The sequence below is a fragment of the Peribacillus sp. NPDC097675 genome (assembly GCF_050277655.1).
Taxonomy (GTDB): Bacteria; Bacillota; Bacilli; order Bacillales; family DSM-1321; genus Peribacillus.
The window spans coordinates 238,148-252,325 of record NZ_JBNNSK010000006.1 but is presented as its reverse complement, the minus strand read 5'-3'; the positions used below and the strand labels follow the sequence as shown (position 1 = coordinate 252,325).

Sequence of the window (14,178 nt, the reverse complement as noted above, 5' to 3'; positions counted from 1 at the left end):
GTAGAAAGGATATCATCGATGTTAATGGAACAGATACTAGAGAGGGAAAACTTAATACAGGCATTGAAGCGTGTAGAGAGAAATAAGGGAAGCCAAGGTATAGATGGAATGCCGGTTCAAAACCTGAGACCGCACCTCGTAACAGCGTGGCATAGCATAAAATCTTCTCTTTTACAGGGTACTTATCAACCGCAACCCGTCCGTCGTATCGAAACCCCGAAACCAAACGGCGGAGTTCGGTTATTGGGTATCCCTACCGTCCTAGACCGTTTCATCCAACAGGCTATTGCCCAAATAATGACCAAGCTATATGATTCGACCTTTTCAGAAAATAGTTATGGGTTTCGTCCTAACAAACAGGGACACCAAGCAGTTCGAAAAGCAAAATCTTATATAGCCGAAGGTTATACATGGGTAGTAGGTATGGACTTAGAGAAATTCTTCGATAAAGTAAATCATGATAAACACATGGGAAAGCTAGAGCAGAAAGTTGCGGATAAACGAGTGCTAAAACTGATTCGTGGATTCTTACAAGCAGGGATTATGATTGGTGGACTATTCCATAGAAGTAAAGAAGGAACTCCGCAAGGAGGACCATTAAGCCCTTTACTATCTAATATCATGTTGGATGAGTTAGATAAGGAACTGGAGAAGCGGAATCTTCGATTCGTGAGATATGCGGATGACTGTAATATATTCGTGAGGACTAGAAAAGCCGCCAATCGAGCCATGAGTAATCTCTCATCTTTCATTGAGAATAAACTGAAACTAAAGGTTAATTATGAGAAATCGAAGGTAGATCGTCCTTGGAATCGAACATTTCTCGGCTTTAGTTACACAAGATCAAAGAAGAACCTGAAGGTTCGATTGGCTCAACAAACGATGAAGAGAGTGAAGAAACGAATCAGGGAAATGACTTCGAGGAATTCGCCAATACCCATGGAACTCAAAATAGGTAGGTTAAAACAATACCTCAGAGGATGGATAGGCTATTTCTCTCTCATTGATACTCCAAGCATATTGAGGAAATTAGATTCATGGATTCGAAGAAGGCTCAGAATGTGCCTCTGGAAACAGTGGAAGCTACCAAGGACGAGGGTACGAAAACTCAAAGGACTTGGTGTACCTTATAGAAAAGCATATGAATGGGGAAATAGTAGAAAAGGCTATTGGCGTATTGCCCATAGTCCAATTCTAGAGAAAACCCTCGATAATGCTTATTGGCACAATCAAGGGTTAGAAAGTCTATATAAACGATATACAAAACTAAGTTAGACTTAAACTGAACCGCCGTATACCGAACGGTACGTACGGTGGTGTGAGAGGTCGGAGGCTAGGCGCCTCCTCCTACTCGATTTTAAAACATACTTCATGTCTATGCTATCCTTTATGAATAATCATCCTTAAAATGGAAATAATTAAACGTTAAGTGTTGCAAAAAACTGCAGATAAGAGTACTATACTTAGTAATTAAGGATTTACTAATTACTCCATTATTTAATTTTATGAAAGAAAGTGAGAGCTGCCATGGTTCAGCAAGGAAAAAAGAAATATATCACTCCAGATGGATACACAGCAGATATTGCGATCTTTACGATTACGTCCATAAAAACCGAGAAGAAAGCTCCACCTGAGATGTTCTTAAAGCTATTATTGATTAAACGAGCGGCAACGGATAGGGAAGGAAGCCCAAATGTTGAGGGCGATAAATGGGCATTGCCTGGTGGGTTCGTAAATGCAGATGAAACGGCCTATGAAGCCGCCCACAGGGAATTAAAAGAAGAAACTGGAGTCTCGGGTCTTCAAGTGAAGCATTTCGGCACGTATGATCAACCGGGCCGTGATCCAAGGGGCTGGATCATTTCCAATGCCTTTTATGCGATTGTTCAGGAGGAATTCCTTCACCAAAGGAAAGCTAACGACGACGCGGTAGAGGTCGAATTGTTCACAATCCAGGAAGTCCTACAACTAAACCTTGCCTTTGATCATGATGTAATCATTCATCAAGCGGTCGAGCTATTGAAAAAAGACATGATGCAAACGACCATCGCCAAAAATTTCTTGCCAGATGAATTTACGCTTTCGGAGCTTCAGCGTGTCCTTTTGACAGTACGGGAAGATGCAAAAATCAGCGCAGATTCACTATTCTTTACAAAAGCTCCAAAACTCCCATTCTTGGAAAAGGTTTTGGATGAAAAAGGATTACAAAAGAAAACGAAACGTAATTCATTTCGTCCCTCACAGCTTTACCGATTTAATGCTGAGGTAGTCATGGACTCGATTTATTATTGAGGAGGAATGCGAAATGAGTAAAAAAGCGTTGATTAATATCGATTATACGAATGACTTTGTAGCTGATGATGGTGCATTAACATGTGGAAAGCCTGGCCAGGAGATAGAAGAAGCACTGGTTGATATCACTAAAGGTTTCATCAAACAGGGTGATTATACGGTTTTTGCAATTGATCTTCATGATAAAGGAGACCACTTACATCCAGAATCTACCTTATTTCCACCCCATAATATTCGGGGTACGGCGGGTAGAGATTTATATGGAAAGCTTAACGATGAGTATGAAACCAATAAAAATCTGCCGAATGTACATTATATGGATAAGACACGATATTCCGCCTTTGCGGGTACAGAACTTCATATCAAGCTCAGAGAGAGGGATATCAAAGATGTATACCTAGTGGGAGTATGCAGTGATATTTGTATTCTTCACACCGCAATGGATGCTTACAATTTAGGTTATAATATTTTCATTTATGAAAATGCAATCGCGTCATTTAATAAAACGGGTCACGATTGGGCACTTACACATTTCAAAGGGGTCTTAGGTGCTACCATTCTATAAGTAATTACGCCAAAGAATAAAAGGGAGCTTCACTTCTCTTTTGGGAGGAACTATCATGAAAAGCAAATATAATGACGATAGCTATGCACTACACACTGATCTTTATCAAATCAATATGGCTCAAACATATTGGGAAGATAATGCCCATAACAGGAAGGCGGTATTTGAAATCTTTTTCAGGAAACTGCCCTTCAATAGCGGTTATGCAATTTTTGCAGGTCTAGAAAAGATCGTTCATTATCTGCAAAACTTTAACTTTTCAGAAAGCGATATCGAATATCTCCGAAATGAATTACATTACGAGGATGAGTTTTTGAATTATTTGCAAAACATTCGTTTTACAGGAACGATTCGTTGCATGAAAGAAGGCGAGCTTGTATTTGCCAACGAACCAATTTTACGTGTTGAGGCACCACTTGGTGAGGCGCAACTCATTGAGACGGCTTTACTTAATATTGTGAACTATCACACACTCGTTGCCACGAAGGCTTCACGAATTAAACAGGTTATTGGTAATGAATCTGCGCTCGAATTCGGGTCACGTCGGGCACAGGAAATGGATGCAGCCATTTGGGGTGCACGTGCTGCATATATTGCTGGGTTCGATTCTACGAGCAACGTCCGTGCAGGAAAACTGTTCGGGATTCCGGTCTCTGGAACACATGCACATTCAATGATTCAGGCTTATAAGGACGAATACACAGCCTTTCATAAATACGCAAGTTCTCATAAAGACTGTGTATTTTTGGTGGATACCTATGATACATTACGTTCAGGCATCCCGAATGCCATCCGCGTCGCTAAGGAATTGGGTGACAAGATCAATTTTATTGGGGTCCGTCTTGATAGCGGCGATTTGGCTTACCTTTCGAAAGAAGCACGACGCATGCTAGATGCAGCCGGTTTTCCTGACACGAAAATTGTGGCCTCGAATGATTTGGATGAATACACCATCATTAACCTGAAACAACAGGGTGCCCGAATTGATATTTGGGGCATAGGGACCAAATTGATTACCGCTTTTGACCAGCCTGCATTGGGTGCAGTATATAAAATGGTTTCAATAGAGGACGAAAATGGGAATATGAGAGATACCATCAAAATTTCTTCCAATCCTGAAAAGGTGACGACACCTGGTTTAAAGAGAATCTACCGGATCATCAATAAGGTCAACCACCATGCAGAAGGAGATTACTTAGCGATGGAATATGAAAAGCCACAGGAACAGGAAAAATTAAAAATGTTCCATCCTGTCCATACCTTCCTAAGTAAATTTGTCACGGACTTCGATGCAGTAGACCTGCATGAAGATATTTTTGTGAATGGTACCTTAACGTATGAATTGCCTTCCATTGATGAGATTAAGGCCTATACGTTATCAAACATTCAAGTATTGTGGCCGGAATACTTAAGGGCTCTAAATCCGGAAGAATACCCTGTGGACCTAAGCCAGGATTGTTGGGATAATAAAATGAGAAATATAGATGAAGTCAAAGCCAATGTGGAAAAAAAGCTCACGAAATAACGAATCTATTTGAAAAGAGGGCTATGCCAATGCGTCCATTACAAAAAGAAATCGTAAAAAAATTACTTGTTCAACCAACGATTGATCCAGAAACGGAATTTAGAAAAAGCGTCGAACTTTTAAAGAATTATATGAAGAAGAATACTTTCTTGAAAAGTTTCGTTCTTGGAATTTCAGGGGGTCAGGACTCAACCTTGGCTGGCTATATTGCCCAAGTGGCTGTCAATGAATTGAATCAAGAACTGAATACGAAAGAGTATGAATTCATTGCTGTCAGCTTGCCATATGGTATCCAGGCGGATGAAGAAGACAGGCAGCTAGCTTTGAAATTCATTAAGCCGAGTAAGTCTGTAACCGTCAATATTAAGGCGGCTGTAGACGCATCTGTAGGTGCAGTAGAGGAAGGGACTGGAAAAAAACTTACTCACTTCCTAAGAGGCAATGCGAAAGCCCGTGAAAGAATGAAAGTACAATATGATCTAGCAGGTCTATATAAAGGTGTGGTTCTTGGAACAGACCATGCAGCAGAAGCAATCACTGGATTCTTCACCAAACATGGTGATGGTGCTGCTGATATCATTCCACTTTACCGTTTGAATAAAAGACAGGGCAAAGAAATACTAAAATACGTTGGTGCACCTGAAAGACTGTATACGAAAATCCCAACTGCAGACTTAGAAGATGATAAACCATTGATTCCTGATGAAGTGGCTCTAGGTGTCAGTTATGATGAAATTGACGACTACCTTGAAGGCAAAGAGATTAGGACAGAAGCGGCCGATATCATCGAAGGTTGGTATACAAAAACAGAACACAAGAGAAATGAAGCCATTAATGTGTATGATACTTGGTGGAAATGATAGGAGCCATAATAGTCAATAATTCAAAAAAGTAAAAAATCGTACAACTCTTTTAATAGGGTTGTACGATTTTTTTGTTCAGTATGTTATTGACTGTCATAATCGTTATATTTTGTATAACCGATTAGCGTGCCTTTATTTTCGTGTATTTATCAATACTTTAGATTTCTAGCCGATAAAGTACAAGGGTTCTTTTATACAGAGTAAACATTTATAAATAATTCAGTGACTTTCTTTGTAGACTCAACTTAAAATTGAAAGGTGTTGCAACTAGAAAATGAGTCTTACTTCGATACATCCGAAGGTGGAAGCTTTTGCATCCATCGCTCCACTTCTTAACGAGCTAATACCCGAAGATATTACAATTGGTATATGCGATACAGAAAAGTTCTTATTAAGTGTACCGGGCAAGACATTTTCCCTTGGCATCGAGCCTGGCTTTCCACTTCAAGAAAACGATGCTATAACGGAAGCGATTAGAACTGGAAGAACTGTAAGGGTGTTCGTACCGGAGGGGGTTTTCGGTGTCCCAATCATTGCAAGTGCCATCCCTCTTTTTGATGAGAAACGGCAGGTAATAGGTGGGGTTGGCCTTGGTGCGAGTATGGAGCAATACCATGCATTATTCGGAATTGCTTCTAAATTATCAAAAGCAGTAGAACAAGTAACAGCGACAATCGAAGAGCTCGCAGCCACGACTATAGTGTTATCCGAGAGCATGCAGCACATTCACAATCAATCGAATTCCGTTTTGCAAAGTGTCAGTGAAATTGAGAAAGTGTCTAAGATGGTAAGGGAAGTCTCTGACCTCACCAATATTCTTGGTTTAAATGCCTCTATTGAAGCTGCCAGGGCGGGAGAATTTGGGCGAGGATTTTCTGTCGTTGCAAATGAGATAAGGAAATTGGCTGGGAATTCCAGAAGCCATACAGAGGTAATTAAGAAATCTGTCAATAATATTGAAAATCTAATAAAAACACTAAGCACCTCCATAACGTCCATAAATTCGGAAACAGAAAATCAGTCAGCAGTAACCGAAGAGATTTCAGCTACCATGATGGACATTAGTTCTCATGCAAGCCACTTGGCTGAAATGGCTGAAAGTATGGTAAAAGGAAAATGATTAATTTAAAAATGCTGCATGGATAGGTAGCTACCTTGAGGGCATGAACACGGTATTCAACCGGGTTCATGCCCTTTACTTTCGTTTAAAACGTTGGTGATGGTAAAACTACTAGTTCTCATTTGAAAGCCAGAAGCTGTTGAGTTTTCGTAAATAAAGTAGTTCAGAATTTAGTAGTCCGAGGATTTGAAATAGGAATATCTAAAAATGAGATGTAACAACCATAACCACAAACATACAATTATATTGTTTGTACAAACTATTTGCTAGCATTTTACATACCAAGTAAGAGATAGATAATAAAAAATACTTGAGGGGTATGTATATGATGAGATTACATTTCAAGATTTTGAATAATATCGCAAAATATTTACTAATCTCGTTGTTCTGGTGGTTAGTAATTATTTACACGTTGATAAAATAGAGAGGAGGCTGAATGTTATATAGTAGAATAACTATATAACGTAGTTTTTAGATAAGGTATAAAGAGAAATAGAATTGGGATGAGGTTTTTCTGGCAGTGTAGATGAAAACAGGAAATTGAATGGGGATTAAGGATAAAAAAGATATAATAGATTAATTATTAAAGCTATTTATGAACTGCACCACCAACTATTAGATACATCGTATGGAAGTGCAGTTTCTTTAATTTTGTTATTTATCTTTTCTTGTTTGCTTTATTATTTTTTTTATAAATAAGTACATTAAGGATAGTACGACAAAAACTAAGAAAAAGACGATGAAACCCCATAGACCTATGGCGGCGTCCTGAAATTCCATGTTCCCTCTACTGGTTAAAGCTTGTTGAATTTCAATCGCAAATACTAGAACCACCATGACAGTAAACGTATATAGGAAAGACAGTATGGTAATTCCATAGCGTAACCGTGAAATGATAGTAGACAAAAATAGCACGAAGATAAATATGATAATTCCGATAATGCCCATAATCCAAAAGTGCAAATCCTTATCGGTTGCATTCAAATTAAGGGTATCACCTACATACATCAGGATGAAATCGTGAATGTTATTGATGATCTCGGTTAAGATCAGGATAATTTCCTTCAAACAGTACACCTCCGATTCCTAAATTATAGCAGGTTGCATTTTCATAGAGAAGAAATATACCTTTCCATTAATAAAGGGCATTTAAATACGTTTAAAGAAGGTTAAACCAATCCTAGGTTTTCTATTGCCTAAATAGACTGAAAGTGGGTAATATTACTTGCAGATAAGCCTAGATTAGTTATTTTAAGTTGTCTGTTCTCAACAGATAACACCTATCATAAGCTCAGATTATTAGAATTCCAATCATAAATTTTTAGTAAGGGTGAATTTAATGGCAAATAAGGTAAAACCTATTTTTATAACTATAATAGTGTTGCTTTTTATATTTCTAGTAGGTAAATATGTATTGGATACATTATTTGGAGATATGTGTAGTAATGAAACTGTACAAAAGATACCTTCTCCAAGTGGTGAAAAAATGGCTTATGTTTTCAAAAGAGATTGTGGTGCAACAACGGGATTTTCACCTCAGTTATCAATCTTAAATAATAATGATAAAATCCAAAATAAATCAGGAAATACATTTAGGACAGATAAAGACTTTAACATTGAATGGCTCGATGAAAAACAATTAGTAGTTAATTACAATAAATCTTCCGAAATATACGAAATGGATAAAAACGTGAATGGGATTAAGGTATTGTATGTAAAAAAGTAAAAACCTATATTCAAAGATAAATAGTTGATTTAATTCAATAATAAACCAGTCCTTGATATTTACAATTTATAATCAACACTATTGATTAACAAAGCTAAAATAATAAAAAAGTTTGGGGTGGTGAAAAGAATGCATCATGAAAATCAACATGTTTTAAATGTAATCGATTTTATAAAAACGGGACACAATACTTGTTTTGTAAAAGTGGTAGGCTATGACGCTGAGGCAAATCTAGAGTTTGAAGGGGAAGTTAAGTTTGTTCAAGATAACCCATTTGGAGATTTAATTCATCCGGAAAGATCCCATCTAACTCCTGCCAGTCGAGTATTTGTTCGAGAAAATTTGATTAACCGATATATGAAAGGTGAATTTGACTGATATGGGGTCCCTTAATATTAGGTCACGCCTAGCGCATGCGATGTGTTAAAATCATGCTTTTTAAAAGTATATTGCCAATTAAGCTTACAACTGACAAAGATCAATTTTGCAACCTGTCCACACCTTCTATAAGTACATGCATATAATAATATAGTAAGGAGGGGATAGTTATGAGTTCAAAATGCTGCTGTTGCGTCAAAAAATGCTATGAGGAAAATGATCCTTATACAGTATGGGTTCCAGAAAGACCTTGCTCTTGTAAAAAAAGCAAAAAAAGATGTTATTAATATCATTTATATCATGTGAATGATATTGTTTTTAGGGCAGTTCTCGGAGCTGCCTTTTTACTTGTTATGGAAGTATTTCTAACGGCTTGTACATAGGAAATGGACTGAATGTTTGAGAGAAGAAAAAAACACATACCCAATGATGGTTTGTGCTTTTTGTATGAGTAACTTATTTTTTATTTAATAATTGTCTGCTTTGAAGGATAATTTCTCTGTTTTTATTGATGGCTTCTACATTATTTAACTTAACATGATCATTAAGAACCTCATGATCTTCCATATATTCAAGTAATAATTCCACAGACTTATCCAACAAACTTTCTAACTGGATATTCCTTTCTTCCGCTAAACGAGTGAGTCGCATGCTTAAATGAGAAGCTAGCGTTACATTTATTGGATCTCTTTCACTCATTTATATTCCTCCTTACACTGTATTACTTCAATTATATGTAGGTAATGCTTGGATGGCAAATGAAATCGTTACTTAAAATATTTTTGCAAAATTTATATCATTTTATAGAAGTTAAAGTGAAAAGTAAGAGACTTTATATTATGCTAGGAAAATACAATTTTTATTTCAGGGATAATAATTGATAATTCAATGTGTTAATGGTATTTTATCCCTATACTGTATGTAGGTAAAAAGATATGATAAAATAGTTCACAGTTAGAATTCATATTCTCTGCTTGATAATAACAATATAAAAAATGAAAATAAAGGGAGAGCATCTCCCTTTATTTTTTTGCAATCAACTAGAATGTACTGTTTACTGGAGGAGTATTTATGAGAATTTGGGAAAATTTTAAGAGACTGCTGAATGCCGAAAAAATGTTAGAAACTAAAAAAGAAGAATTAGAAAGAATGGAAGTTAATTTATCGCATAAGAAAAAAATAATTACAGAAAAAGATATCATCATTAAAGAAAGAGAAAATATCATTTTAGAGAAAGAAAGTCTCATTGGAAAAAAAGAAGAAACCATTGCTAAGATTATTGAAGGTGCACATGAAGAAGCGATACATCATATTTCTGAATTAATTAACAAAAAAGAAATATTGGAAAAAGATAATACCAAAATCATTAAAGAATATGACAAGACTGTCAAGAAGATAAAAAAATTATCAAATGAAATTATGGGAATTAATTCACTGATTGAGAAATTCCCCTATGCTGTTGATTACAAAAATATTGAAGAAGAAATTGAAAACTTAAGCATATCCATACAGGATGGATTTTTAAAAACCATTGTTGAACTGGATTTCCATCATAAAGATTCTAAGCTACTACGGAGAGACATGCGAGCAAATGATAAAGAGATTACTAAGTTATTAGAGTCCTCTGCTTCAAAATATACGACAAAGGCTAACAAGACCATCTACAGTCTTATGGTAATTGGTCTAAGAGCGGAACTTCAGAACATTCTATATACTCTTTCTTACGTGAATCTTGATATAGCATTAGGAAATGGTAGAAAACTGATTGATTCTTATCTGGTTATTGCTGGACAAGGGAATGCCAGTATTTTACCAACTATTACGAAATTTTTATCGGAATTGAAGCCTTTGTTTAAAAAAGCAATAGAAATTGAATATAGATATTACATTCAAAAAGAAAAGGAAAAAGAGGAACAACGCATAATCAAGGAACAAATGAAACAGGAAGCGGGAGAAAGAAAACTTCTAGAGGCCGAGCGTAAAAAAATTGAAGCGGAGGAAGGTAAATATCTCCAAGAAATTAGCAACAGTGAAGAATTACTTAAATATGAATTAGACGCCGGGAAAATTGCACAATTAGAAGCTAAAATCGCCGAATTAAAAGGCCAAGTTGATAAAATAGAGGAGCAAAAAGAAGAAATTGTTAAACGGGCAAATGGTAAAGCAGGTTATGTATATGTAATATCTAACATGGGATCATTTGGAGATATGATGTTCAAAGTAGGTATGACAAGGCGTTTCAATCCTCAAGACAGGGTAGACGAATTAGGAGATGCTTCTGTTCCTTTCAAATTTGATGTCCATGCCATGGTGTTCAGTAATGATGCAATAGGTCTGGAGAACAGTTTACACAAGATGTTAGAAGAGAAGAGAGTGAATAAAATCAATCTAAGAAAAGAGTTTTTCTATTCAACCATAAATGAACTAGAAGAGTTGATTCAAGAGATAGATCCAACACTTGAGTTTGTCAAAACCATGAAAGCCAGCGAATATCGCCAAAGCCAAAGTATGAAAAAAGAAATGCTAGCTTATAGCTAAGAAAAAACCACTAATGATTGGTCTTATAAGTCATAAAATAAAACAAGTGGACAAGAAAAAATTGTTTTCTTGTCCACTTGTTTTTCTATTAATAATTAGTCATTGAAAGAAGCTACGCAAGCCAGTTACTTCAGAATTATACCCTTGGCTACGTTGTCGGCCTCCATACGAAACCCACTCAATACTCCCCAACACTCTTCTTGCTAATCCGCTCCACAATCTCCAACAAATCATCCGGCTTATGAAATTCAATCGGGGAGACGCCTTTATCGAACTGAATCGTGTCGGCTTCTATCATTAATACATACTTCCCATTAATTTTGCCTAAATGAATGCTGTCCCCGAAATCGGCTAGTAGTCCTTTAACGGAGGTACTGCCAAGCTTCATGCGCAATTCGGCTTCTGGGGTATGTTCGACGATTTGGGCAGTTGCTTCGACGACCTGGTGGGTTTCTAAACGTTCCTGGATTTCCCGTTTTTCACTAGATTCCCAGATTTCCAGATCTTGTTCGAATTTCTGCAGTTCGTCACTATTTTCTTCGAATTGTGCAGATACATGTTCATGGACCATGTGGATGACCTGGCTTTTCATGATTTCTGGCATGGATTCTCCATATTCAACAAACTTAAGGAAATCCTCGAAGTAGCGGGCATGTGAAGCCTGGTGGATTTTTAGTTCACCTTCTTCGACAATTCCTTCTTCGGGCATGAATGGGTACTGGATGGATTTCATATTTTTGGTGGTGATGGCCATTTCAACGTGACGAATTAATGTTCGTTCATCAGATATGGAAGCAACTTTTGGCTCAAAATCACATTTTAATAGAAAGATGAAAGGTTCATCAAGATATTGGGTCAATTTCGCTGAAGCGATAAGGAAAACTCCACCTCGAACGGCGCTTGTATCGATATAAGATTGGGCAAAAAGTTCATTTTCTTTTTGAAATTCTTCTTTTGACTTTGCATACCGGACTCGATTAAATGCATTGTAATTCGGATTTGAGTCGAGTGCATGACCTTCTTCTACTATAAAAGAACCGATTTTCGTCGGTATTTGTTCGGTTTTAGGGTGACGGTCCACTTTTCGTTTGGAGATTTTCATCAATTCACCATCTAGAAAATCCTTTAAAGGACTTTCTTCATATTCCTCGGTATCGAGTGTTTGAAAGTGTTTAAAACGTTTATCCGCCTGATCGCCTTTTCCCTCGACTTGTATTAAATAAAAAGACAGATAAGTTATCGCAAAATCCAAGAAAGTCACCTTCTCCCATTGAGCATTTTTCCTGCTAATTTTAGACTTAATAAGTATAGATATGTCCATCTCATCCGTCAATCTCTTTATATATGTTTTTGTAGGAAAGAGTTGCGGCCTGCATACTTAAAACCACTTCACTGGAGAGAAAAGAAATACAAAATACTAATAATAGCATTAAGAAATACATTTCCCTGAAATAATATGACTACTATCAGGGATTACTTAATATGTAGCAATCTCGTTATAGAATTGAGCAATAGACAGAAAATAATAAGGAGGTTTATCAAAAAATTAAAAAGTTGTATTTGTATTATTTAAGAAATATATTTCTACTATAATAAATTTATTGACGGGTAAGAGGTTAGTGCGTATAATTTGAAAGTCAGATAATTCAGGAATTGTAGAGATTTGTCGAAAATTCTCCATATTAAATAATGTTATTTTTTGTTTTCTGAATATTTTTTTAAAAATTTATGGAGGAGAGAAGATGAGTATTTTTAGAAAGAAGTCTATCGAGGACTTATTACTAAATGCAGGTTCTAATAATCATGGTTTGAAGAGGGAGCTAGGTGCCTGGGACTTAACGATGCTGGGTATAGGTGCCATTATTGGGACGGGTATTTTTGTACTGACCGGCACTGGCGCAGTCCATGCCGGTCCTGCACTTTCACTTTCATTTGTCATTGCAGGCCTAGCCTGTTTATTCGCTGCACTTTCATATGCTGAGTTTGCATCCACTGTCCCGGTTTCCGGTTCAACTTACACATATGCATACGCCACACTTGGAGAATTTGCCGCTTGGATTATTGGCTGGGACTTAATTCTTGAATACCTTTTGGCAGTTAGTGCGGTATCCGCCGGTTGGTCCGGATATTTTCAATCGTTCTTAAATGGAATTGGGATTAACTTGCCGACAGTACTTACTGCAGCCCCTGGTTCTGTTGATGGCGTTACAACATTTATAAATCTACCGGCATTTTTAATTGTCATGGCAATCACGTTGTTGATTTCCCGGGGTATGAAGGAAACTAAACGAGTGAATAACATCATGGTTATCATAAAAATAGCTGTTGTAGTGTTGTTCATTATTGCAGCTGTCTTCTATATTAAGCCAGAGAACTGGCAGCCATTTATGCCTTTTGGTATAAGCGGTGTGTTTTCTACTGCAGCCCTGATGTTCTTTGCTTTTATAGGTTTCGACGCGGTAGCTTCGGCCGCGGAAGAAACGAAAAATCCAGGAAGAAACCTACCACGTGGAATCATTGGTTCATTGATTATCTGTGTCGTGTTGTATATGGTCGTGAGTTTAATCATGACTGGTGTGGTACCGTATATTCAATTCGGAACTGCTTTAGATCACCCCGTTTCTTTGGTTTTACAAGTTGCAGGACAAAATTGGATTGCAGGAATCATCGACGTTGGAGCCTTCATTGGAATGACGACGGTCATCTTGGTTATGTTATTCGGTCAATCTCGTATCATGTTTGCGATGTCTCGAGATGGGCTAATGCCAAAGTCTTTATCAAAACTGCACAAGAAATATAAAACACCATATGCTGTTACTTGGATGTTTGGTTTCATTGCTGCATTACTGGGTGCATTCGTTCCATTAGGTGATTTAGCCGAATTGGTCAATATAGGTACATTAACCGCTTTTACAATGATTTCTATTGCGGTAATCGTGTTACGAAAAACTAATCCGGATATGAAACGTGCTTTTTATTGTCCGATGGTACCTATTGTTCCAGGTTTGGCCATTGTCTTCTGTGTATTCCTGATGTTCCAACTAGGGAGCCATACTTGGATTCGTTTCTTAATTTGGATGGCTATCGGAGTTATCGTTTATTTCACTTATTCACGAAAACATTCCAATCTGCATCAAAAATAATAGTAAAATTCTTCAAAAACACTCTCCG

At 37.0% G+C, this 14,178-nt stretch carries 13 protein-coding genes; 10 read left to right on the top strand and 3 right to left on the bottom strand.

Annotated features, from left to right (window positions below; all coding sequences use genetic code 11):
* Window positions 1-18: 18 nt before the first annotated feature.
* From ltrA to ACQKL5_RS11265, 6 genes are all read left to right on the top strand, one after another.
* Complete coding sequence (gene ltrA, locus ACQKL5_RS11290) at window positions 19-1,275, top strand: group II intron reverse transcriptase/maturase (RefSeq protein WP_427608804.1); 1,257 nt, start codon at window positions 19-21, stop codon at window positions 1,273-1,275.
* A 252-nt stretch (window positions 1,276-1,527) separates the two neighbouring features.
* On the top strand, window positions 1,528-2,292 hold the full coding sequence (locus ACQKL5_RS11285; protein WP_427608788.1) for an NUDIX domain-containing protein: 765 nt from the start codon (window positions 1,528-1,530) through the stop codon (window positions 2,290-2,292).
* 13 nt (window positions 2,293-2,305) lie between these two features.
* Window positions 2,306-2,857 (top strand): cysteine hydrolase family protein, encoded by a 552-nt coding sequence (locus ACQKL5_RS11280; protein WP_427608786.1) that lies wholly within the window; start codon window positions 2,306-2,308, stop codon window positions 2,855-2,857.
* A 55-nt stretch (window positions 2,858-2,912) separates the two neighbouring features.
* Complete coding sequence (locus ACQKL5_RS11275; protein WP_427608785.1) at window positions 2,913-4,382, top strand: nicotinate phosphoribosyltransferase; 1,470 nt, start codon at window positions 2,913-2,915, stop codon at window positions 4,380-4,382.
* Between the two features lie 29 nt (window positions 4,383-4,411).
* Entirely contained in the window at window positions 4,412-5,242 is an 831-nt protein-coding gene (nadE, locus tag ACQKL5_RS11270) for an ammonia-dependent NAD(+) synthetase (RefSeq protein WP_427608784.1), read from the top strand.
* A gap of 277 nt (window positions 5,243-5,519) precedes the next feature.
* A complete protein-coding gene (locus ACQKL5_RS11265; protein ID WP_427608782.1) occupies window positions 5,520-6,365 on the top strand; it encodes a methyl-accepting chemotaxis protein in 846 nt (281 codons plus the stop codon).
* A gap of 654 nt (window positions 6,366-7,019) precedes the next feature.
* Here ACQKL5_RS11265 and ACQKL5_RS11260 read toward each other — a convergent pair.
* Complete coding sequence (locus tag ACQKL5_RS11260) at window positions 7,020-7,433, bottom strand: hypothetical protein (protein ID WP_427608781.1); 414 nt, start codon at window positions 7,431-7,433, stop codon at window positions 7,020-7,022.
* Window positions 7,434-7,704: 271 nt separating this feature from the next.
* Between ACQKL5_RS11260 and ACQKL5_RS11255 the strand changes: the two genes are divergently transcribed.
* Window positions 7,705-8,091 carry a DUF5412 family protein gene (locus ACQKL5_RS11255; protein WP_427608779.1) on the top strand — a complete coding sequence of 129 codons (387 nt, stop codon included), beginning with the start codon at window positions 7,705-7,707 and terminating at the stop codon, window positions 8,089-8,091.
* A 129-nt stretch (window positions 8,092-8,220) separates the two neighbouring features.
* Window positions 8,221-8,469 carry a hypothetical protein gene (locus tag ACQKL5_RS11250; protein WP_427608778.1) on the top strand — a complete coding sequence of 83 codons (249 nt, stop codon included), beginning with the start codon at window positions 8,221-8,223 and terminating at the stop codon, window positions 8,467-8,469.
* A gap of 456 nt (window positions 8,470-8,925) precedes the next feature.
* Here ACQKL5_RS11250 and ACQKL5_RS11245 read toward each other — a convergent pair whose 3' ends face one another.
* Complete coding sequence (locus tag ACQKL5_RS11245) at window positions 8,926-9,168, bottom strand: hypothetical protein (RefSeq protein WP_427608776.1); 243 nt, start codon at window positions 9,166-9,168, stop codon at window positions 8,926-8,928.
* Window positions 9,169-9,540: 372 nt separating this feature from the next.
* On the opposite strand from ACQKL5_RS11245, the gene ACQKL5_RS11240 reads away from it, so the two are divergent.
* Window positions 9,541-11,007 carry a GIY-YIG nuclease family protein gene (locus ACQKL5_RS11240; RefSeq protein WP_427608774.1) on the top strand — a complete coding sequence of 489 codons (1,467 nt, stop codon included), beginning with the start codon at window positions 9,541-9,543 and terminating at the stop codon, window positions 11,005-11,007.
* 178 nt (window positions 11,008-11,185) lie between these two features.
* Here the strand turns inward: ACQKL5_RS11240 and ACQKL5_RS11235 are convergent, their stop codons facing one another.
* Window positions 11,186-12,259: a DUF3900 domain-containing protein gene (locus tag ACQKL5_RS11235; RefSeq protein ID WP_427608772.1), complete on the bottom strand. Its 1,074-nt coding sequence runs from the start codon at window positions 12,257-12,259 to the stop codon at window positions 11,186-11,188.
* Between the two features lie 490 nt (window positions 12,260-12,749).
* On the opposite strand from ACQKL5_RS11235, the gene ACQKL5_RS11230 reads away from it, so the two are divergent.
* A complete protein-coding gene (locus tag ACQKL5_RS11230; RefSeq protein WP_427608771.1) occupies window positions 12,750-14,150 on the top strand; it encodes an amino acid permease in 1,401 nt (466 codons plus the stop codon).
* Window positions 14,151-14,178 lie beyond the last annotated feature (28 nt).